Source organism: Curtobacterium sp. A7_M15, from assembly GCF_030705415.1.
Lineage (GTDB): Bacteria > Actinomycetota > Actinomycetes > Actinomycetales > Microbacteriaceae > Curtobacterium.
Genome location: NZ_JAUZED010000016.1, coordinates 13335 through 34523, shown reverse-complemented (window position 1 = coordinate 34523; position 21189 = coordinate 13335). Strand labels below are relative to the sequence as shown.

The 21189-nt window shown below is 70.2% G+C and carries 19 protein-coding genes; 7 read left to right on the top strand and 12 right to left on the bottom strand.

What is annotated here, in order from left to right:
* Nucleotides 1-31: 31 nt before the first annotated feature.
* The 3 genes from Q7F20_RS05105 to Q7F20_RS05095 form a co-directional block, all read right to left on the bottom strand.
* Complete coding sequence (locus Q7F20_RS05105; RefSeq protein ID WP_305739031.1) at nucleotides 32-919, bottom strand: SDR family oxidoreductase; 888 nt, start codon at nucleotides 917-919, stop codon at nucleotides 32-34.
* Nucleotides 920-1284: 365 nt separating this feature from the next.
* Complete coding sequence (locus Q7F20_RS05100) at nucleotides 1285-1872, bottom strand: GNAT family N-acetyltransferase (protein ID WP_305739030.1); 588 nt, start codon at nucleotides 1870-1872, stop codon at nucleotides 1285-1287.
* Nucleotides 1826-2506, bottom strand: a complete 681-nt coding sequence (locus Q7F20_RS05095; protein ID WP_305739029.1) for a GNAT family N-acetyltransferase — start codon at nucleotides 2504-2506, stop codon at nucleotides 1826-1828. Before Q7F20_RS05095 ends, Q7F20_RS05100 begins: the two co-directional genes overlap by 47 nt.
* Nucleotides 2507-3061: 555 nt before the next feature.
* Between Q7F20_RS05095 and Q7F20_RS05090 the strand changes: the two genes are divergently transcribed.
* Both Q7F20_RS05090 and Q7F20_RS05085 read left to right on the top strand, forming a co-directional pair.
* Nucleotides 3062-4345 carry an MFS transporter gene (locus Q7F20_RS05090; RefSeq protein ID WP_305739028.1) on the top strand — a complete coding sequence of 428 codons (1284 nt, stop codon included), beginning with the start codon at nucleotides 3062-3064 and terminating at the stop codon, nucleotides 4343-4345.
* Between the two features lie 310 nt (nucleotides 4346-4655).
* Entirely contained in the window at nucleotides 4656-5654 is a 999-nt protein-coding gene (locus Q7F20_RS05085) for a hypothetical protein (protein WP_305739027.1), read from the top strand.
* Nucleotides 5655-5712: 58 nt separating this feature from the next.
* Here Q7F20_RS05085 and Q7F20_RS05080 read toward each other — a convergent pair whose 3' ends face one another.
* Together Q7F20_RS05080 and Q7F20_RS05075 are read right to left on the bottom strand one after the other, a co-directional pair.
* Nucleotides 5713-6141 (bottom strand): hypothetical protein, encoded by a 429-nt coding sequence (locus Q7F20_RS05080; protein WP_305739026.1) that lies wholly within the window; start codon nucleotides 6139-6141, stop codon nucleotides 5713-5715.
* Between the two features lie 155 nt (nucleotides 6142-6296).
* A complete protein-coding gene (locus tag Q7F20_RS05075; RefSeq protein WP_305739025.1) occupies nucleotides 6297-7781 on the bottom strand; it encodes a D-alanyl-D-alanine carboxypeptidase family protein in 1485 nt (494 codons plus the stop codon).
* A 405-nt stretch (nucleotides 7782-8186) separates the two neighbouring features.
* On the opposite strand from Q7F20_RS05075, the gene Q7F20_RS05070 reads away from it, so the two are divergent.
* The 3 genes from Q7F20_RS05070 to Q7F20_RS05060 are packed head-to-tail and all read left to right on the top strand — an operon-like array spanning nucleotide 8187 to nucleotide 10050.
* Nucleotides 8187-8492, top strand: coding sequence for an EthD family reductase (locus Q7F20_RS05070; protein ID WP_305739024.1), 306 nt, complete (start codon nucleotides 8187-8189; stop codon nucleotides 8490-8492).
* Entirely contained in the window at nucleotides 8489-9418 is a 930-nt protein-coding gene (locus Q7F20_RS05065) for an NmrA family NAD(P)-binding protein (RefSeq protein ID WP_305739023.1), read from the top strand. Before Q7F20_RS05070 ends, Q7F20_RS05065 begins: the two co-directional genes overlap by 4 nt.
* A gap of 23 nt (nucleotides 9419-9441) precedes the next feature.
* Nucleotides 9442-10050 (top strand): dihydrofolate reductase family protein, encoded by a 609-nt coding sequence (locus tag Q7F20_RS05060; protein ID WP_305739022.1) that lies wholly within the window; start codon nucleotides 9442-9444, stop codon nucleotides 10048-10050.
* Here the strand turns inward: Q7F20_RS05060 and Q7F20_RS05055 are convergent.
* From Q7F20_RS05055 to Q7F20_RS05040, 4 genes are all read right to left on the bottom strand, one after another.
* The gene (locus tag Q7F20_RS05055) at nucleotides 10047-10721 is read right to left on the bottom strand and encodes a response regulator transcription factor (RefSeq protein WP_305739021.1); all 675 of its coding nucleotides are present in this window, start codon (nucleotides 10719-10721) and stop codon (nucleotides 10047-10049) included. The genes Q7F20_RS05060 and Q7F20_RS05055 overlap by 4 nt on opposite strands.
* Nucleotides 10718-12103 (bottom strand): histidine kinase, encoded by a 1386-nt coding sequence (locus Q7F20_RS05050; RefSeq protein ID WP_305739020.1) that lies wholly within the window; start codon nucleotides 12101-12103, stop codon nucleotides 10718-10720. The genes Q7F20_RS05055 and Q7F20_RS05050 overlap by 4 nt, the downstream gene beginning before the upstream one ends.
* Nucleotides 12090-13040, bottom strand: a complete 951-nt coding sequence (locus Q7F20_RS05045; protein WP_305739019.1) for a CPBP family intramembrane glutamic endopeptidase — start codon at nucleotides 13038-13040, stop codon at nucleotides 12090-12092. The genes Q7F20_RS05050 and Q7F20_RS05045 overlap by 14 nt, the downstream gene beginning before the upstream one ends.
* Nucleotides 13041-13347: 307 nt before the next feature.
* Nucleotides 13348-14346 carry a glycoside hydrolase family 16 protein gene (locus Q7F20_RS05040; protein WP_305739018.1) on the bottom strand — a complete coding sequence of 333 codons (999 nt, stop codon included), beginning with the start codon at nucleotides 14344-14346 and terminating at the stop codon, nucleotides 13348-13350.
* Nucleotides 14347-14660: 314 nt separating this feature from the next.
* On the opposite strand from Q7F20_RS05040, the gene Q7F20_RS05035 reads away from it, so the two are divergent.
* On the top strand, nucleotides 14661-16100 hold the full coding sequence (locus Q7F20_RS05035) for an amidase (RefSeq protein ID WP_305739017.1): 1440 nt from the start codon (nucleotides 14661-14663) through the stop codon (nucleotides 16098-16100).
* A gap of 224 nt (nucleotides 16101-16324) precedes the next feature.
* On the opposite strand, the gene Q7F20_RS05030 is transcribed toward Q7F20_RS05035, so the two are convergent.
* From Q7F20_RS05030 to Q7F20_RS05020, 3 genes are read right to left on the bottom strand one after another with little or no spacing between them, the layout of a single operon-like run.
* Nucleotides 16325-17980: an extracellular solute-binding protein gene (locus tag Q7F20_RS05030; protein ID WP_305739016.1), complete on the bottom strand. Its 1656-nt coding sequence runs from the start codon at nucleotides 17978-17980 to the stop codon at nucleotides 16325-16327.
* Nucleotides 17981-18029: 49 nt separating this feature from the next.
* Nucleotides 18030-18923: a carbohydrate ABC transporter permease gene (locus Q7F20_RS05025; protein ID WP_305739015.1), complete on the bottom strand. Its 894-nt coding sequence runs from the start codon at nucleotides 18921-18923 to the stop codon at nucleotides 18030-18032.
* The gene (locus tag Q7F20_RS05020; protein ID WP_305739014.1) at nucleotides 18920-19903 is read right to left on the bottom strand and encodes a sugar ABC transporter permease; all 984 of its coding nucleotides are present in this window, start codon (nucleotides 19901-19903) and stop codon (nucleotides 18920-18922) included. The genes Q7F20_RS05025 and Q7F20_RS05020 overlap by 4 nt, the downstream gene beginning before the upstream one ends.
* 120 nt (nucleotides 19904-20023) lie before the next feature.
* Here Q7F20_RS05020 and Q7F20_RS05015 point away from each other — a divergent pair, with 120 nt between their 5' ends.
* Nucleotides 20024-21145 (top strand): substrate-binding domain-containing protein, encoded by a 1122-nt coding sequence (locus Q7F20_RS05015; RefSeq protein WP_305739013.1) that lies wholly within the window; start codon nucleotides 20024-20026, stop codon nucleotides 21143-21145.
* Nucleotides 21146-21189: the final 44 nt, after the last annotated feature.

Below are 21189 nucleotides of genomic sequence, written 5' to 3'. Positions count from 1 at the left end.
CGGCCGCGCGTGTGCCGCGCCCACGGGGTGCTCACGGCGCGGGGATCGGGTCCTGGTCGTCGCGGAGCTGCTCGGGCTGCATGTCGAAGGCGTTCTGGATGTTCTCGTTCCGGGTGCCGAGACCGTCGGTCGTCTTCTTCGACCACGGCGCCTCGATGAGCTGCTTGGTCTCCTCGATCATCGACTTCGGCTCGAGGTTCCGGTAGGAGTCGATCTCGCCGGCCGCGAGGGCGGTGAGGGTCGCGTAGACGGCCTCCGGGTTGAACTGTGCCCGGGGGAAGGCGAGCTTCGAGTAGTCGTACAGACGCTCCGCCGGCTCGTCCTCCCAACCTTCCCAGGTCTGGAAGATCCGGTCGTTGAAGCCGGTGAGGAACGGACCGGGGTTCATCGTCGCGACCTCGACGCCGAACTCCTGGAGTTCGTCCTTCATGCTCTCCGCGATCGCCTCGACGGCGTGCTTCGATGCCGAGTAGATCCCCGTGAACGGGTTGACGTTCAGGCCCTCACGCGACGAGACCCAGATGATGCGGCCGGTGCCGCGCTTCGCCATCTGCTTCGCGATGCCCTGCGTGAGCATGAGCGGGCCGGTGACGTTGACCTCGAACTGGTGGCGGACGTTCCACTCGGGGATGTCCACGGTCGCGCCACCCTCACCGACGCCGGCGTTGTTGACGAGGATCTCGATGCCCCAGTCGAGGGCCTTGCGGCGGTCGCCCTCGACGGTGACGTCGAGCTTGCTGACGTGCAGCGTCACGCCGCGCTCGGCTGCCTGACGCTTGAGGGTCTGCACCTGTGCGTAGACCTCGACGGTCGCGTGCACGTCGAAGCCCTTCTCGGCCAGACGGAACGCGACCTCCTGCCCGAAACCGGTGCCGGCGCCGGTGATGAGGACCTTCTTGAGCGAATTGGACGGTGACATGGTGACCTTTCGTTTTCCGCGCGCCGAGAATCGCCCCGACATTCCCGCTGGTACCGGGTTCGTGGGGTCATGACACGCAAAGTGACGGATGAGACGGGAATGCACGGCAGAGCAGCAGAGATCGCAATGCCGCCGATTTCCTTCGCTGAGAGCGGGAACGATTCAGACTCTAGGCACGCGTCGGCGCGGCTGCTCGTGGGAATCTGCACGACCGATGCGCAGGAACGCACCGTCTCCCGCGGGGCGCTCAGCTCCTGCCTTCGGGCGCGGTCGGCGAGCGGCGCCGTCACCCAGCGGTTGGTGTCACGGACGGGAGGCGCGGTGCGGGCCCGGCCCGCGCCTCCCGTCCGATGACGCGCACGTCCTCACCGTCGGCGCGCTTCGAGCGTCACCCACTCCTCGTCGCGGACGTACCCGAGGGCGGCGTTCGCCGCCGCGATCGCGGAGTTGTCGGCCGACCCGCCGGTACGGAAGCGGGTGGTGCCGGACGTCACGAGGGCGAGGACCGACGCGGCCTTGACTGCCTGCCCGAGCCCGCGACCGCGCAGCGCGGGGTGCACGACCGTGAAGTGGGTCTCGGCATGGGGGCCGTCCGTGTCGACGAAGGTCATCGCGACGAGCTCGCCGTCCGGTGTGACGGTGCCGAACGCGCGCCGTGCCGGCGTCGGGGTCGCCGCCCCGCGGTCGAGTGGCTCGTGCTGGGTCGCGATGCCGCCGGGGTAGTGGTCGGCCGTCAGGGCGTCGAGCCGGAGGACGGCGTCGACGTCGTCGGGCCCGAGCGGCCCCGTCACGCCGATGTCAGCGGTGCGGTCCACGAGCGCCTGCAGCCGCTGGCGGTCGACCCGGTCGGCGTCGAGCTGGGCGCCGAACGATCGTGCGGTGACGTTCCAGCCCTGCGCTTCGAGTTCAGCGGCCTCGGGCACGTCCGCCCGCAACACTCTCGTTTCCCCCACGGCTCGATCCTCGCACGGCCGCGTCCGGTGGCTCGGGCGTGGCGCCGGTCGATCTGCTCGACCAGTCGCGGGCCAGTGCGGACATGATGACCTCGTCGTGGAAGCGCCCGTCGTGGAAGGTCGCCTCGCGGCGCACGCCCTCGACGCGGTAGCCGGTCTTGGCGTAGACGGCGCGCGCTCGGTCGTTGAACGCGTGCACCTGGATCTCGATGCGGTTCAGTCCCATCTCGCGGAACCCGTAGTCCGTGAGGAGTCGGACCGCGTCCGTGCCGAACCCCTGTCCCACGTGCTCGCTGCCGATCATGACGGCCAGGGTCGCGGCCCGGACCGGGAGCTTCGCGCCGAAGAGCGTCACGTGGCCGACGAGCGTGCCCGACATGCGGTCGACGACGCTGAACCCGACCTCGCCGCTCCCGTCGCTCTTGCTCCAGCTGCGGAACATCTCGACGACCGAATCCGCTGGGCGTGGACGGACGATGATCTGCTGGAGCACCGCCCACTCCGGGTCGCGCCACCACCGCACCAGGTCGGGCAGGTCCGCGTCCTCCAACGCGCGGAACCGAACGAGGTCGCCTTCGAGCAGTGTCGCCCCGTACCGGTGCGCAGCGTCTGCCCCGTTCCACTCCGACGTCATGAGGTGACTCTCTCAGGGGTCGCAGCACCGATCGACGACGTTCGCGACTTTCCTGCGCTGCTCACCCCGTTGCGTTGTGCGAGGCGGACGTGCGACCAGCACGGAGATAGCCGAGGACGCGCGACTCGACCACAGCAGGCGTCGCGAAGTCGGGGCGAGTGGGTCCGTGCGCTGAACGTCGTTCGCGCTAGAGAGTCACGTAGTTGCCCTGGCGTCCACCCTGAATCTGAGAGTCAACTCATGCTCGCTGGAGGACCTTGCGCTGTTCGCGGTAACGGAAATACGTTGCGAAGTGCAACGTCGCAGCCGCGAGGTGCATTGATTGCTGAGATTGGGGAAATCATGGAATCAACTGTCAAGGCGGCTCTCCTGCAGGAGAGCACGTGCAACCTGCAGACGCAGGCGCTTCCGTCGGATCACGTCCTGGCATCGAAGCCGGTTCACATCTGACCGAATGCAGTGGGGCCGGGGGGTGATGAGCACCGCAGCGGCCATGTTCCGGTTCCCCGAGCACATCTCTGCGTTGTACGCGATCCGCTTGGCCCGCCCATCACGGTGACGACGACAGCACCCGCGCCGCGCGCCGCGAAGCTTTTCATCAACCGATCGTTCGGTTTGCTGTGGAGTGCGCAAGCGCTCTCGTCGTTCGGCGAGTACGTGATGGCATCGACGGTGACGGTCTGGCTCGCAACGACGCTCGCTGCGACGGACTCGCAGCTCCCGATCTACATCGGGGCAGTCGTAGCGGCAGCAGCGCTGCCGCGGATCGTGCTCGCCCCGTTCGCCGGGGTGCTCGTCGACCGGTGGGCGGCGCGCACCGTCATGCTCTCGGCGGACCTCGTCAGGGCGGCGCTGTACGTGCCCCTGCTCGCCGCAACGACAGTGCTCCCCGCAGCGGCGTTCCCGCTGGCGCTCATCGTCATGCAGCTGCTCGTCAGCACGGCATCGCAATTCTTCGATCCGGCGAGGAGTGCTCTGATCCAGGCGGTCGTCCCGACTGATCTACGTGCAGGGGCAGCGGGGCGGTCGACGTTCTCCAGCATGGGCGCCGGGATCATCGCGACGATGGCGGGGCCGGCGCTCTTCAGTGCGGTCGGCCCCCGTCCGGCGCTCGTCATCGACGCGGCATCGTTCGTTGTGTCTGCCACGCTCGTCGCGTTGGTCCGCGAGCGACGAGTGCACAGCTCGGTGGCTCGGGAACGCTACTGGCGCGAACTCAGCTCTGGCATCCTCATCGCTTGGCAGTCGCGACGACTTCGGCTCCTTCTCGTCGGGATGTCTGCGTACGGGCTGTCACTCGGAGTCAACAACGCAACGCTGTCCCTCTTCGCACTGAAGACTGCCCAGCTCTCCACGGAGCAGTACGGCATCGTTTCCGCAATGTTCTCCGTGGGTGGACTCGTCGGTTCCTTCGCTGCGCCCACGGTCGTCCGTCGCCTCCGGGCCGAGCGTGCACTCGCTCTCGCCTTGCTCTCGATGGCGGTGACGTACGTCGCGTACGCCGCGGTGCGTTCATTCGTCCCCGCCGCGGGTCTGATGCTGCTTGCAGGACTGCTCTTCTCCGTGTACATAGTCGCGCAAGGGCCGATCCTGCAAGCCGAGGTTCCATCGGGAGCAATGGGACGCGTGTCATCATTGACAGCTCCGGTCCTCGCCATCTCGTCGCTCGTTGCCACGACAGTGACCTCGAACGTTCTCAGCGCGCTCGATCCCCTCGACGCAGCGACGACCGGCTTCCCGGCAGCCATCGCGACGGCCGCAGCGGTCATGGGACTCGCCAGCGTGATCCTCGTCATCGGTACACGCCGCGCCGTGGGGAAGCTCCCTGGCCAACGCTGACCAGCGGGCCATGCCTCGATCGAGCAGAGGCCGCTCGTACAGTAGGTTGCCGCAGCGCTCGCGGGGACTCAACCGCGCGCCGGACCTCGGGTGCGTCCGTCGGCAATACCCGCTTCGGCCGTGCACGACGACCTCTTCGGGGATCGTAGTCCGACGAAGCGGCGAGCAGACGCCCTCGAAACGCCCGGAGCCCGGTGGGCAATTCCTCCGCAACTCGACGGTGCGTCTCAGCACGGCCCCCGTTCACGGTGCTGTGCGGACGATCGAGCGCCGCTAGTGTTCGGGGACATCGACGTGAGGGAGGGCGCGCATGGCGAGCACCGACGGCATGGGGAGCACGATCGACCCGCGGTGGGCGAGGGTCCGTCCACTGGTATTCCGGACGATCATCGGTGCTGTCGTCGCGGCTGGCCTGGTCGGCATCGTCGCGGTGCTCCTCGGGGACTTCGGCCGGGTCGCGGTGCAGCTCCTGCTGACCGTCGTGGTCGTCGTGGTGTTCGCGCTCCTGTCCTGGTACGACGCCGACGTCTCGTCGCGACGGTCCGGAGCGTTCGCGTTCGCGAGCATCGTCGTCTCCCTGTACTTGCTCTCGACCGGCTTGGCCAAGATCTGGATCGTGCCGTCCGACCCCTTCGGCGGTGACGGGATCGGGCTCGTCAGTGAACAGTTCGTGCAGTGGCTCGGCATCGTGTTCGTCGCGCGCTTCGCGCTGCTGCACGTGCACCTGCTGCTCGTCATCCACCGGCGTTACCCGACCCCGCTGCTGCAGTTCGTGGCGAAGGCGACGGTCGGAGTGATCTCGCTGCTCGCCCTGCTGTTGTCGGTGCCCCTGCTCGCTCCCCACCTCGACCTCGCCAGCGGGTACTGGCGACTGGTGTGGGTCGTTGTCATCCTCGACCTGCTCGGAACCGTCGTCGTGCCGCTGAGCAACGCACTGTTCCGACCGCGTGCTCACGACCGCGTGAGTGTGGGCGGAACATCAGGGACGTCGGGCTCCGAGAGGCACGCTGCAGCCGTTCCGCCCGTCGGTGGGTGGACGAGCGTACCCGGACCTGCCGTCCCTCCAGCTGCGCCTGGGCAGCCTGTCGACCACCAGGCGCCTCCGGCTGCGGTTGCCCCGCCGACCCGAGTGGACGGTACCGGGACGCCCCAGGGATCGGCGCTGACGGTCACGGGAAGCGATGGTCTGCTCTACGAACGTCGACCGGAAGGCGCCCGCGCGCTCGCGTGGCCGCGGTACCTCGACGGGACGCCACTGCCAGCGGCACCGGACGGCTCCCCGGACTTCAGCGGCGTCGCTCGCCCCTGACCTGCCGCCTCACAACGGGTGGTGAGGCCCGCTGAGCGGAGCACGAGCACCCGACGGGTCAGACCTCGCCGAGCACCTTCCGCCACACCGCTGTCAGCGTGGCGTACTCGTCGTCCGAGACGAGGTCCCGCACCCCGTTCGCGAGCACCGCTGATCGGACTGCTTCCTCGGCCCCCGCCCGGTCCCGCAGTCGTGCATCCGAGTGCCGCACCGCGCGTCCAGCCTCCTGCGCTGCCTCGATCTCCTCGACGCGTCCCGCTGCACCGGCTGCCTCGAGCGCATGCTGCCACGCGGCCACGAGGTCGGCGTTCGTGACCATCCGCCCGTCAGCGCCACCCTGGATCGCGAGGGAGGCACTCGGCTCCGGCAGCAGGATCGCCTCGTCGGCTTTCCACGCGATGTCGAGCGACTCTGCCTCGTCGGCGGTGATCTGCCCGGCCCGGTCGATCATTGCCTGCAGTCCGGCGTTGCTGATGTCGTTCGTCACGGTGTCCTCTCCGACCGACGCACTCGCGTGGTCCGATCCATCCTGCTGGCCGTTCCCGTCTCGCGCTCAGCCGCTACTCAGAGGAGTGCGGGTGGACGACCACCGACGGACCGTCTCGGGGATGCCCCCGAGGACGGTCCGTCCGGGAGCAGGAGTCAGTTGGACCTGACGCTGCCGCCGATGGCGCCGATCTTCCACCCGGGCTTCTGGTAGGCGTTGTAGAGCCGACCGTCCGTCCCCGTGTAGTAGATGGCGGTGCCGTCCGAGTTCGCGCTCAGACCACTGCCAGCGCGCGCGGAGCCGCCGACGACGCCGATCTTCCACCCTGGGCTCTGGTAAGCGTTGTAGATCTGGTCGTCCGCCCCGATGAAGTCCACGGCGGTACCGTCCGACGAGGCTTCGATCGGTGACTTCGCACGGACCGAGCCCCCGATCTTGCCGACGTGCCAGCCGGTCGCGTTGTGGTACGCGTTGTAGAGCGCGCCGTCGGTACCGCGGTAGTACGCGGTGGTGCCGGCCGCGTTCGTCGCGAGACCGCTGTCCGTGTCCACCGTCACCCCGCTGATCGGCGCGACGTTCCAACCGCTGGCGTTGTAGTAGGCGTTGGTGAGGATCCCGGTCGAGTTCACGAAGAAGATGGCCAGTCCATCGGTACTGGTTGCGATCGGGGAGCCGGAACGGACGCTTCCACCGATGGCCGCGAAGTTCCACCCCGAGCTGTTGTGGTACCCGTTGTAGAGGCGGCCGTCGCCCCCGGCGAAGTAGACCGCCGTACCGTCGTCACGGACCGCCAGACCGCTCTTCGCTGCGATCGAACCCCCGATCGCGATGACGTTCCACCCCGAGGCGTTGTAGTAGGCGTTGTAGACCCTGTTGTCGGGTCCGGCGTAGTACACGGCCTGTCCGTCGGCCTTGGCGACGACGGGGGAGAGCGCGCGGACGTTCCCGCCGATCGGAGCGACGTTCCACCCCGGGTTGGTGTAGGCATTCCAGAGCCGTCCGTCCGCGCCGGCGAAGTACACCGCGGCGCCGTCGGTCGCGGCGATGTTGCCCTGGTTTGCCGCCGTGTCCACGACGGTGGCGGGCGGCGGCGAGTAGGAACCGTCGTACTCAAAGTGCCACGCTTCGGGCGAGCTGAACGAATCACCGCGCGGCTGCCAGCCGAACGCGGGCGCGTTCGCGTTCATCCAGTTCTTCCGGGTGCTCCCAGGAGTCTGCACGCCGCCACCGAAATCGCATGCTAGTGCCCAGCCATGGACGGACGTGCCCGGGTACGCGGCGAGGTTCCCGCCGTTCTGGTACCGATCCCACAGCAGCTGTTGCCGCGCGAGTCCTCGGTACGCCTCGGTGATGACCAGGGGGACCCCGAAGGCGCGCTCGAAGGCATCACTGAGGTCGAAGTAGGCAGCGGCTGCGTCCGGACGGAGGTACGGGTCTCCTACCTCGGCGGGGACGGGAGACATGGCCGTGGGCGGGATCTCCCCGTTCGAGTAACCGCCCCACGCGGCGGTGCTGGCAGCGGCGCTCCGAGCATTGCTGGATGGTCCGCCCTCGGGCATGGAACGGTCGAGGTCGCGCAGATCGGCCGGCACCGTCGCCGCTGAAGCCCGCGCCGGGTGCAACGTGACCACTGTTGCCACTGCTGCTGAGGCTGCCGCGACGAGCGCCGTTCGTCGGCTCAGGCCGAACGACTGGCCACCCTCGCGCTCCGTACTCGAGTCCTTGTGATGCGTCAACGTCGATTCCTCCTCGTTGTGAAAGGCAGGAGTACGACACCGCCATGGCGTCGAGAGCGCGCACCTCCGGGACGAACGATTCCCCCCGCTGTGCGACGCAGACCCCATTGCCACACTTCGTGCGCGGCCGGCGCGAGCCCCCCCGACGACATCGAACCATCGGTTCAACGGAGGTGCAAGCAATCCGGGTACCGGGCCGGAGATCGGATGACGCTGTTGTGGCCAACGGTTCCGACGCAGTCTCGGACGTCGCACCGACAGCCGCCGGCCGCGCGGGCACCGACCACGTCGAGGGAGAACACTGTCCTCATGACGACCAAGATCACCCTCATCATCGACAACCCGACCGACCCCGCCGCCTTCGAGCAGGCCTACCCCGCACTCGAGGAGGCAGCCGCCGCCCTGCCGCAGCTCCGCCGCCTCGAGGCCGGCAAGGTCTGGCCGAAGGAGGACGGCACCCCCACCCCGGCCCACCGGACGCTCGACCTGTACTTCGATTCCTACGACGACGCCTCCGCGGCCGTCGCCGGCGAGGAGGCCGGCACCTTCTTCGGGCAGCTCGGCGCGACCGGCGCGACCTTCACCGGGCTCTTCTCCGACGTCGAGAAGGCGTGACCACCACCGTCCTCGTCGCCGGCGCGACCGGTGACCTCGGCGGCCGCATCGTCCGGGCACTCCGCCGGCACGACACCCACGTCCGCGTCCTGACCCGACCCGGGTCGACGGCCACCGCACCGACCGACGGTGACGAGCACGTCGAGGTGGCGCGGGCGGACTACGGCGACCACGCGGCGCTGACCGCGGCGCTCTCCGGCGTCGAGGTCGTCGTCTCCGCGGTGAGCGGGACGCGCTCCGTCATCGTCGATGCGCAGCGTGCCCTGCTCCGGGCAGCGGTGGACGCCGGCGTCGAACGGTTCATCCCGTCCGACTACTCCGCCGACTACCGGTCGATCACCCCGGGGACGAACCGGAACTTCGAGCTGCGCCGCGAGTTCGCCGCCGACCTCGACGCCGCTCGCATCCGAGCGACCTCGGTGCTGAACGGGGCCTTCACGGACATGCTGACCGGGCAGGCACCGCTCATCCTGTTCGACCGGCAGCGGGTGCTCTACTGGTCCTCGGCGGACCAGGTGCTCGACTTCACGACGAAGGACGACGTCGCCCGCACCACCGCGCTCGTCGCGCTCGATCCCGGTGCACCGAGGATCGTCGAGGTCGCGGGGGACCGGGTCACCTCGCGGAGCATCGCCGACACGATGTCCCGGCTCACCGGCACGCCCTTCCGTCTGCAGTGGGCGGGGACCGCGTCGACGCTGTCGGCGATGGCGAGGGTGGGCCGTCGCCTGTCGAGGGCGGGCGACGACGAGCCGTTCCCGGCGTGGCAGGGCATGCAGTACTTCGTCAGCATGTTCAGCGGCGAGGCCACGCTGCGCCACGTCGACGACGAGCGGTACGGTGCAGGGGGCTGGACGACGGTGCGGGACGTGCTCGCAGCACACGTGGGAGCCGAGCCCGCGACCGAGCCCGAACCCGCAGCCTGAGCCCGCGAACGGAAGCGCACGCGATGACCGACACCACCTGCCACATGTCGATCTCCCTCGACGGGTTCGTCGCCGGGCCCGACCAGCGCCTGGACCAACCCCTCGGACGCCGCGGCGGGGAGCTGCACACGTGGCACATGCCCGGCGCCGACGTCGGCGAGGCGGACCGCACGGCGGCCAGCTGGCTCATGCGGCCCCGTGGCGCGTACGTGATGGGCCAGAACATGTTCGGGCCGCCCAGCAGTGAGCGGCCTGACGACTGGACGGGGTGGTGGGGTGACGAGCCGCCGTACCACGCCCCCGTCTTCGTGCTCTCGCACCGGGCGCACGACCCGATCGAACTCGACGGCGGCACGACCTTCCACTTCGTCACCGACGGCTTCGACGCCGCCTACGCCCGCGCGGTCGAGGCGGCCGGTGACGCCGGGGTCGACATCGCCGGCGGCGCCTCGACGGTGCGGCAGGCGCTCGCCGCTGGAGTGATCGACGAGCTCACACTCGACATCGCCCCGGTGTTGCTCGGCTCCGGTGAGCGGATCTTCGAGGACGGCGCCGAGACGTTCGACTTCGAGCCCGTCGAGGTGCTGCACTCGCCGCTCACGACGCACGTCCGGTACCGCCGGACGAACTAACCGTCGGACCCCGGCACCGTCACGATCCGGTTCTGGTACGCCCAGACCACTGCCTGCAGGCGCGAACGGACCCCGAGCTTCGGCAACATCCGAGCGAGGTGCGACTTCACCGTGGAGACCTCGACGACGAGTGCGGCCGCGATCTCCTCGTTCGACATCCCCTGGGCGAGCAGCAGGAGCACGTCGCGCTCGCGTGCCGTGAGCACCTCGTCCGCCCGGTCGCCCGACACCGGCTGCAGACTCCGCCGTGCGACGAACTCGCGCAGCACGCGACGGGTGAGCGCCTGGTCGATCGTGCCGTTCCCGGCGGCGACCTGCCGCACGGCGCCGACGATGACGTCCGGCTCGGCGTCCTTCAGCAGGAAGCCCGACGCGCCTGCTTCGAGCGCCCCGAACACCAGGTCGTCCATGTCGAAGGTCGTCAACATCAGCACCGGCACGGCGGGGTCGGCGCCGGGAGCGCAGAGCTCCCGGGCGACCTCGATGCCGTTCCGCACCGGCATCCTGATGTCGAGGCACGCGACGTCGGGTCGGGTGCTCCGGGCGAGGGCGAGCGCCTCGCCGCCGTCGGCGGCGACCCCGACGACCTCGATGTCCGGTTCGGCGGCGAGCAGGGCGGAGACGCCGGCGCGGACCAGCGGCTGGTCGTCGGCCACCAGTACGCGGATCACCCGGCCACCTCCGGCGCGCGGGCCGACGTGTCGGCGTCGGGTCGCGCCTCCCGGGCCGCCTCCAGCTGGACCGTCCAGCCGCCGTCGGCCGACGGTCCGACCTGGAGGCGCGCCCCGACCAGTTCTGCCCGCTCGCGCATGCCGCGCAGTCCGTTCCCACCCGCTGGCGAGCTGCCCACGGACGGCGCGGCGGGCGCCCCGTTCTCGACGCGGACCGTCAGGTGGTCGGGGTCGCGGTCGTCGACGGTGACCGTGCACGGCGCGCCCGCGGCGTGGAGGGCGACGTTGGCGAGGGCCTCCTGCACGGTGCGGTAGGCGACGAGCTGGGTGAGCGGACCGATGCCGTCCGCGAGCGGGTGGTCGCCCGGCTGCACCGTGAGGGCGACCGCCGTGCGGTTGCGCGCGTGCTCGACCAGGTCGACGATCCCGGCGACGGTCTCGACCGCGGTCTCGGCGGGGGCGTCGTCGCGGAGGAGCCCGACGAGTCGGCGGAGGTCCTCGAGGACGGCCGTGCTCTGCTCGCGCACCTGCCGGACACCCTCGTGCGCGCTGTCCGGGTCGGTGTCGATCTGCCGGTCGACGACTGCCGACATCAGCGCGATCCCGGACAGGTGGTGTGCGGCGATGTCGTGCAGCTCGCGGGCCATCGCGGCGCGTTCACGCGAGACGGCGGCCTCGACGCGGGCGTCCTGCTCCCGTGCGAGGGCGGCCGCTTCGGCGCTCCGGGCGTCGGCTGCCGCGGTACGGGCGTCCGACTCGGCCCGACGCGCTGCGCGGAGCTCGCGCCGCGAGCGGACGATCAGCGTGACCACGAGGGGCAGGCCGACCGCGCCGACCGCCTGCAGGACGCCCTGCCCGACCGAGGCGCCGAGCCCGACGAGGACGCCGCTGCGCATCGCACCGGACGTGACGGCCCACGTCGTCCCCGTGCCGACCGCGACGAGGACGGCCGATCCCGCGACGGTCGGCCACAGTCGGGGGAGCGGGACCCGGAGCGCGGCGAGCACGACGGCCACGACGACGGGCAGTGCGGTGAGTCCGAACGCGGTGCTCGTCGACACGAGGGCCAGGAGGATCGGCAGCGCACCGACGGCGAGGAGCACCGGACGCGGTGCTCGACGGGCGCCGAGCAGCAGGGCCGACTGCACGAGGAGGGTGACCGCGAGGAGCGTCCACGCCCTGCCGCCGACGGCGGGGAACGCGGGACCGGTGCCCGCCGCGCCCGCGGTGTCCGAGTCCAGGGCGTCGAGCGGAGGCAGGCCGAGCAGGAGCCCGAGCGCGATCACGGCGGTGCCGGCGGCGACGAGCAGGTCGGTGCGGCGCTCGCGGATGGTCGGCATCGCACGGGCATCGCGTCGGTCGGGCGCGTCAGCGGGTGCCATCGTTCGATCCTACGAGTCGGGCCTCCGGGGCGGTGCCGGGGCCGGGGTAGCCGAGGCGTCCCCGAGTCGCGACGAGCAGGACCAGTGCCGCGACGGTCGACACGATCGCGAGGCCGTGCATCATCGTCGCCGCGGTCATCCCCGGGTACATGTCGGCCCACAGCGTCGAGATGGTGTTGTTGACGCCCACGTGCAGGAGCAAGGCGACCGGCAGGCTCTCCCCGGTGCGGTTGAACACCCACGTCATCACGACGTTGAAGGTGATGGTGAAGAGGGCGAACACGAGCGGCTCCGTCCAGTGCACGTCCGGCCACCCGCCCCAATCGCTGAGGTAGAGCGGCATGTGCCACAGCGCCCAGAGCGGACCGAGCACGGCGGCAGCGCCCAGCGGACCGAAGCGCTCCTGCAGTCGCGGCAGGGCGAAGTCCCGCCAGCCGGGCTCCTCGGACAGCCCGGTGGTGAAGAGCTGCACGACGAGTCCGGGCACGAGGGCGAGCAGCGCGAGTGCACTCGGCGCCTGCACCTGGCCGCCGGCGAAGGGCAGCCCCGTGGCGACGATGATCGCGGGGACGCCGACGAGCGCGAGGGCGTACCAGTACCAGGCCACCCGCCAGCGCCAGAGCCGACCGACCCACCGACGCAGACCGGGTCGGCCGTCGGCGATCGCCGTCACGAGGAAGGCGCCGCCGAGGGGGCCGAGCAGCGCTCCGGGCAGGACGCCGGTGAACTGCGCCGTGCCGAGGAACTCGGGGAAGTGGATGTCCCAGACGCCGAGGCCGTGCGGCGACAGGATGTAGGGGACCCACGCCAGCCAACTGAGGCCGAGGGCGAGGGTGGCGAACGCTGCGAGCGGGTGCCGTTCGACGAGGCCGCGGAGCCCCGTCCGACGGGGAGGTTCGGTGCCGGTGGTGTGCCGGTCTTCGGTGGTGGTCGTCATGGCATCGACGCTACGAACGGCGGTGCCGCCGGACGACCGGCGAAGGGACGCACTCCGCGGGGTTCCTCCGAAAGGATGCACCGCCGTGGACGCGGGACCACACGACGGGAGGCGCGGTGCCCGCTGGCACCGCGCCTCCCGGCCCGCCCAGCGGCCGACAGATCGTGGTGAGGCCCCGAGGCGGGCCCCCCCGCGGGGGGGTTCCGCCTAATGGCTGCCCGGCGGTGGCCGGGGCCCCCCCCGGGGGGGGGGGGGCGCCCCGCGGCCCCCCCGCTTCCCGTCCCGCACTGCGACCGTCAGATCGTGGTCAGTCCCAGATCGAGACCCAGTCGACGTCGACGTGCCCGCTCGCGGACGTCGGGACGGAGCCGCCGATGGCGGTCTCCGCCTGCAGCGTGACCCGCATCGGGGTCGTGGGGACCGCGCTGCGCGTCGTCGAGACGAGCGTGCCGTCCCAGAAGAACCGGACCTCGCCGTGGTCCCACTCGGTGGTCGCGACGTGGTAGCCGCTGCTCTGCGTCGACGTCGTGTGCTGCTCGATCGAGCTGTCGAACGTCATCACGCCGTCGCTCATGCTGCCCGGGATCGCGGAGGCCGGCCGGACCGTGCTGCCGAGGTCGCCCTCGGGCCAGTCGATCTCGCCCTCGTTCCAGTCGTTGCTGCTCGGCCAGAGCATCCCGACGAACTTGTAGCCGTCCGTGTTCGTGGTCTTGTACCGGATCGAGACGCGGCCCGTCGTATGCGGGGCGTAGTCGTCCGGCAGCACCGTGGCGACGAGCGGCTGCCCGCCCTCCGAGTGCAGCCAGAAGTCGAGGTTCCCGTTCGACACGCTGAGCACCTTGTCCGGTGCGTAGTACCCGCGGCCGCTGGTGTCGCTGTAGCCGGAGTACGCCCCGAGCCGCGGGTAGGTGTCCAGGACGCTGCCGAGCCCGGCGTCCGTGGTGAAGTCCTCCGCGTAGGTCTGCTTCCACGTCCGCCCGTTCGACGTGACGTCGCCCCGGGGCATCGAGGTCGACGTGGTCGAGGCGGTCGACGAGCTCGCGGCTGCGGCGGCGGGTGCCGGCGTGGCGGTGGCGCTCGCCGACGGCCGTGCCGTGATCCGACCCGACACGACCGACGGCCGAGCCGACGGAGACGCCGACGGCGGAGCGGTCGTCGGGACCGGGGTCGTGGTGGTGGCGGAGGGCGCGCTGCTCGGCGCCTCGGTCGCCGTGCGTTCCGTCGCCGCTGTGCGGGTGGCGGCATCGGTCTCGTTCGCGTGCTGCGAGAGTCCGAACACGAGGGCACCGCCCGCGACGATCGCCACGCCCGCGACGATCCGACGTGTCCTGACCCGTCCGTCCTGCTGCTGAGCGTCCCGGTGACGCCTCTTGCCCCTGTTGTCCCCGTACCCCCGTGGTGTTCCCTGTCGTTGTCCCTGGTCAACACGTGGCCCGTTCCTCCTGAGGTGTGGTGGTGCGACGCGGAACCGTAACCCGCCCGGTCCGCTGTCTGCCGGTGGATCGTCCAGGCTCGGGGTGAGGACGGCTCGGGGAACCCGCCCGATCGGCCCCCGAACGAGGGACACGTCACTGAACGGATGCTCAGGGAGAATTCCGGTCGTGTCTAGGCTGGGGTTTCGTGTTCGAACTCCACCACCTCACCGCGCAGGAACTCTGGGACTGGATCCAACGCGGTGAGGCGACCGCGCTCGAGGTGACCGACCACTACCTGGCGAGGATCGCGCGGCTCGACCCCGAGCTCGGCGCCTTCGTGACGGTCACCGCGGACGCCGCGCGCGACCGGGCCGAGCACCTGGGCGACCGGGTGCCGACGTCGAGGCCGCTGTGGGGCCTCCCGTCCGCCGACAAGGACCTCTACGACCGTGCCGGGGTCCCCACGCACAACGGCACCACGAGCCTGCCCGCACGCCCCGCGGACGCGGACCACCCGCTCGTCGCCGCGCTCGACGCCGCCGGTGCGGTGAGCCTCGGCAAGACGGCGTCGCCCGAGTTCGGGATGTCCTCGTCGTCGGAGACCAGGTTCGGGGTGACCCGGAACCCCTACGACACGAGCCGTGCGCCCGGTGGATCGTCGAGCGGGGCTGCGGTCGCGGTCGCCGCCGGACTCCTGCCGGCCGCGGTCGGATCGGACGGCGGAGGCTCGGTCCGGATCCCGGCAGCGGCGACCGGGTTGGTGGGGCTGAAGCCGAGCCGCGGACGGGTGCCGTCGATGCCCGGGCGATCCGGCGTGGGCGGGCTGTCGGTCGCGGGGCCGATCACGCGGAACGTCGCGGACGCGGGCATGCTGCTCGACGCACTCGTGTCGCCGACCGGTCTGCCGGAACCGCAGCCGTACGCCCTGGTCACGCCCGACGTCGGGGAGGGGCCCTTCACCGCAGCCGCCGTCCGGGGCGAGGGGCGCTTCGTCGTCGGCCTCCTCGAGGGCTCCCCGTGGGACGAGACCGTCGACGTGGTGATCGACCCCGCGGCGCGTGCCGCCGTCGAGACCGCCGTCCGGGTGCTCGGCGAGGTCGGGCACGGCGTGGAGGACGTCCGGATGCCCCGCGCTCCCTACGCTGCGGCGTTCCGCGTCGCGTGGGAGAGCTCCGCGGCGCGGCTGCCGACGGTGCCGGGGATCGATCGCTCCGAGCTGACACCGCTGGTGTCGTGGCTCGTCGACCGGGGCCGGGCACTGACCGGCACGCAGGTGCTCGACGCGATGGCGGCGCTCGACACGTTCTCGGCGTCGCTCATCGGCGCTTTCGACCGGTTCGACGCCGTCCTCACCCCGACGCTCGCGCTCACGCCGAGGCCGCTCGGTTGGTACGGGTCCGACCCCGAGGAGGACTTCCGCCGTCAGTGCGCCTACTCGCCGTGGACGTCGATGGCGAACGTGTCCGGGCTGCCGGCGATCACGCTGCCGGTCGGGGTGACGGACGAGGAACACCCGGACGGGGCCGGGCTGCCGATGGGCGTGCAGCTCATCGGGCGACCGGGCGGCGAGCGGGTGCTCCTGGCGATCGGCGCGCAGCTCGAGCGACGGCTGCGGTGGCAGCGGCGGCACCCGGCGGGGTGGTGAGTCCGGGCCCGTCGTCGGGCGGGCCGGGGGCCGGCGGGGGTCGGCGGTCGGAGGCGAGCGGCGGGCTGACGAGTCGGTGCGACATCGTCGACGTCGTACGACATCGGTGACGTCGCTCGTGCGCGTGCGCAACAGTTGCAGGCGCGGGAGGACGACATCCTCGCTGTTGTACGACGTCGACGGTGTCGTTCCGAGTCCGCACACCGGCCGCTCGCCCGCGTTGCTCAGCCCTGCTTCTCCATCGCTTCCGTGTACTCCTTGCGCATCTTGTCGCCAGCGGCCGCGGTCCACGTCGTCACGCCGGCCTTGACGGCGGCGAGGTTCGTCCGACCGAGTACGTAGTCGTTGCAGACGCTGTTGAACGCCTGGTTGGCGGACTGCGTGGACGTCGCCGAGGGGGAGTAGAAGCCGTCGACCGGGTTCTTGAGGAGCATGTCCTGGGTCGCGACCTGCCACTTGTGCGACTGACGGAGCTGCTCGTCGATGCGCACCGCGGTGTTGAGCACCTGCGGGCCCGCGGCGAGTCGGTAGAGGGAGCTGGCGTTGATCAGCTGCTCGCCGCTCTTCGTCAGCACCGCGTCGGGCCCGCTGCCGGTGAAGTGCACGTTCTTCTTGCCGTGCGTGAGGGTGAAGGCCTCTCGCGAACCGAACGGTGCCGACAGGTAGTCCAGCAACCGGAGCTGGGAGCGGATCTTCGCCGGGGTCGTCTTCTTCAGCGCGGCGAACGAGAAGCTCGACGAGCCCTGGTAGTTCGCGCCCTTCCCACCGTCGGCGCCGAACGGCACGATGCCGCCGGTCACGATCCCCTTCGGCATCGTGACGTCGAGCAACGCGGAGATCCCGTCGAGGTGCATCAGCACAGTGCCGTTGTTGATGTACGTCTTCGCCTTGGCGCTCTCGAGGCTCGGCGTGTCCGGGTGGTAGATGCCGAGGTTCCAGAGCTTCTTGATGTACGAGAGCGTCTCGAGCCAGGCGTCGGTCTCGTTCTTGTGCGTGAGCTTCCCGCCGGCGGACTGCTTCCACTGGTTCGGGACGCCGAAGGCCGCGCCGATGAAGTCGTAGGACCAGTCGACGCCGCTCGACCCGCCACCGCCGGCGATCGCGTAGCGGCCGGCCTTGGTGTCGGTGACGGCTTTGCACAGCTCGGTGAACTCGTCCTTGTCCTTCGGCGCGGGGGCTGCACCGGTGAGCTGTTCGATGAGGTCAGGCCGACAGACCATCACCGATCCGAAGGGCGGGCGGTGCTCCGGGACGCCGTAGATCTTCCCGTTGATGCGGGCGCTCCGCCACGACGCGGTGGGGATGTTCGCGAGGTTCGGGTAGTCCTTCACGGCGTCACCCGACAGGTACTCCGACAGGTCCGAGAACTTCGCGTCGAGCAGCTGCGGGAAGCGCGGCGGCATCGCGAAGGTCAGGAACTCGACGATGTCCGGGATGTCGTTCCCCGCGGTCATGGTGGCGAACTTCGTGTCGAACGAGTCGCCGGGGACGAACGTCAGGTCGTACTCGGTGTTCGTCAGGCCGCCGATGTAGTCGAGGAACGAGTTGTCGGCGGGCGGTGGCGCCGTGTAGGTGACGACGAACCCCGAGGTCTTCGATCCGTCGGCGACCTTCCCGCTCACCGAGGTGAAGAGCTCGCTGTCCTGCGGGTAGGTGTAGTACACGGGCTGCACGACGTCGTTGCCCGGCAGGTCGGGTTTCGGGCCCTTCATGATCGGCACGTACGTCGGCAGTGCGGCCACCGTGTCGGAGATGGTCGCGGCGGTGCCGCCGGTCGAGCAGCCGGTCAGTCCGCCCGTCGCACCGATGGCGACGAGGCCGAAGGCGGCGCCGGAGAGGAGTGTGCGTCGGCTGAGGCCGCTGGTGGTCGTGTCGGTCATGGCTTCTCCCTTGAAGCGTTCGGGTGGAGGGTGGTGTCGGCAGGGCCGGTCAACCCTTGACGGCGCCGGTCAGGACACCCTTGGTGAGGTGGCGCTGGACGAGCGGGTAGGCGGCGAGGATCGGGATGATCGCGATCATCACGACCGCCATCTGGATCGACTCCGCCGGAGGCTGCATGGACGCGTCCGAGCCGGCTCCCGACACCAGGCTCGATCCCTGCAGGACGTACGTCCGGAGGACCAGTTGGAGCGTCCACTTCGTCGAGTCCGACAGGTAGAGCAGGGCGTTGAAGAACGCGTTCCAGTACCCGACGGCGTAGAACAGCCCGACGACGGCGATCACCGCGCGCGACAGCGGCAGCACCATCTGCCAGAGGATGCGGAACTCGCCGGCGCCGTCGATCTTCGCGCTGTCGATGAGCTCCTGCGGGATGCTCATCATGAAGCCGCGGACGACGACCATGTTGAACACGCTGAACGCACTCGGCAGGATCAGCGCCCAGTAGTTGTCGAGGAGCCCGAGCTGCTTGACCATCAGGTAGAGCGGGATCATCCCCGGCGCGAACAGGAACGTGATGAGGACGAACGTCAGCAGCGGCCGCTGGAACAGCGATCCCTGCCGGCTGAGTGCCCACGCGGCGAGGACGGTGGACGCGAGGCTGATCGCCGTGCCGACGATCGTGACCAGGAGCGTCACCACCACGGCGCGGGTGACGACCCCACCGGACAGGATCTGCACGTAGGCGGACAGGTCGAACGACCGCGGCCACACGACGTAGCCGCCCGCTGCGGTGACGTCGGCCTGGCTCGACACACTCGTCGAGAAGACGATGAGGAAGGGGAACAGCACCACGGCGAGGATCAGGACGATCGCGACGGCCTTCAGCGCGAGGACCACGGGCTTGGGCTTCCCTGCCCAGACCGGACGGACGATGGTGCTCATGATCGCGAATACACTCCCTGTTCACCGAGCATGTGGGCGGCCTTGTTCGCCGCCATGATGAGGACGAACCCGACGAGGCCCTTGATCAGGCCGACGGCGATGCCGGCGGACCAGTTCCCGTCGACGACCCCGTGGTAGTAGACGTAGGTGTCGAGCACTTCGGCGGCATCAGCCCCCACCGCGTTCCGTTGCAGGATGATCTGCTCGAAACCGACGGACAGCGCCTCGCCGAGCCGCAGGATGAGCAGCAGCACGATGATCGGCCGGATACCGGGCAGCGTCACGTGCCAGAACCGGCTCCACGCGCCCGAGCCGTCGATGGCGGCCGCCTCGTACAGGTTGTCGTCGATCGCCGCGAGGGCCGCGAGGAAGATGATCGTCCCCCAGCCGGCGTCCTTCCAGATCACCTGGCTCGTCAGCAGCAGCTTGAACGTCCCCGGGTCGCTCATCACGCTGATCGTCCCGACGTCGAGCTGCCGGAGCGCGTGGTTCACGACACCGCCGGAGCCGAGCGACTGCTGGAAGAACCCGACGACGATCACCCACGACAGGAAGTGCGGCAGGTAGAGGACCGACTGCACGGTGGCCCGCAGCCACGGCCACACGAGTGAGTGGATGAGCAACGCGAGGGCGATCGGCACGGGGAAGAACAACACCAGCTGGATGAACGTGATCTCGAGCGTGTTCAACGTCGCGCGCCAGAAGTCCGGGTCCACGAACAGCACCTGGAAGTTCGACAGGCCCACCCACGGGCTCTGCGCGATGGGGATGTACGGCTGGTAGTCCATGAACGCGATGACGTTCCCGAGCATCGGGACGTACACGAACAACAGCAGCAGGACCACCGCCGGCGCGACCATGACCAGCAGCGGGTAGTCCCGTCGCAACCTCGCGGTGAACGGGACCTTGCGGGCCACCGGGACGCCGTCGGACCGGACGGTCCGCGACTCGGTGGTCGGGTCGACCATCGTCGCGCTCATGTGGCTCCTTCGCTCACGTGGCTGGGGTCCGCGGCCGGACCTCGGGCGGCGGTTTCGTCATCCTGGGACGTCCGTATGATGACGGTCAAGCGGGCGTATTCACCCGCACACGAAACGAACATGGGAGCGACGATGCACCCGACCAGACGGCAGGAACGCATCCTGGCGGAACTCCGCGTCCACGGCAGTCTGTCCGCCTCGGACTTCGCCGAGCGTGAGGGCATCTCAGCGATGACGGTCCGCCGCGACCTCTCCGAACTCGCCGACCGAGGACTCGTGCGACGGGTGCACGGCGGCGCGGTCTCGGTCGAGACACTCCCCACGGCCGGGGCGCCGCACCGGCCCGCACCCCGACCCGAGCCCACCGCACGGAACTCCACCGAGCCCGACGCGCTGTTCACCCTCGGTCTCGTCGTCCCCGACCCGGGCTACTACTTCCCGAAGATCGTCGCCGGTGTCGCCGAGCGCACCGAGGCCCTCGGCGGGCGCGTCGTCCTCGGGGTGTCCCGGTACGACCCGGTCCGCGAACGGCAGCAGGTCGAACGACTCATCGCCGCCGGGGTCGACGGGCTGCTCGTGACCACCACCGTCGCGGACGCGGTCGGCACCCTCGAACTCCTCGACCAGGCACCGATGCCCGTCGTCGTCGTCGAGCGCGCCGTCACCGAGGCACCCGTCGGGACGCACCTCGAGTCCGTCCGGAGCGACCACGAGGCCGGAGCGGGCCTCGCCCTCCGCCACCTCGCCTCGCTCGGGCACCGGCGGATCGGCATGGCGGTGTTCGAGACTCCGACGACCCCGCAGCTCCGCACCGGCTACGAGCGCAGCGTCCGCCAGCTCGACCTCGCCACCGACGCACCCGTCGAGCTCATCGACGAGACCAACGCGGTCGGGGACGCCACACGAGCCTTCATCCGACGTTGCATCGACACCGGGACCACCGCCGTCTTCGTGCACTCGGACCACTACGCCGTGGAGTTCGTCGAGACCGTCACCGAGATGGGTCTGACGATCCCGGGCGACCTCTCCGTGGTGGCGTACGACGACGAGGTCGCCGCGCTCGCCGGGGTCCCGCTCACCGCGGTCGCACCGCCGAAGAACGACGTCGGGCGGTTCGCCGCGACGATGTGCTTCGAACGCATCTCCGCCACGGCGCAGAGCAGGTTCGCCAGACGGCACATGACCCTCACCCCGACGCTGAGCGTCCGTGGATCCTCGGCCGCACCGGTGTTCGTTTCGTGAGCGTTCGTGTCGTCGTCCTTGACATCGAACACGCCCCGGCGCTG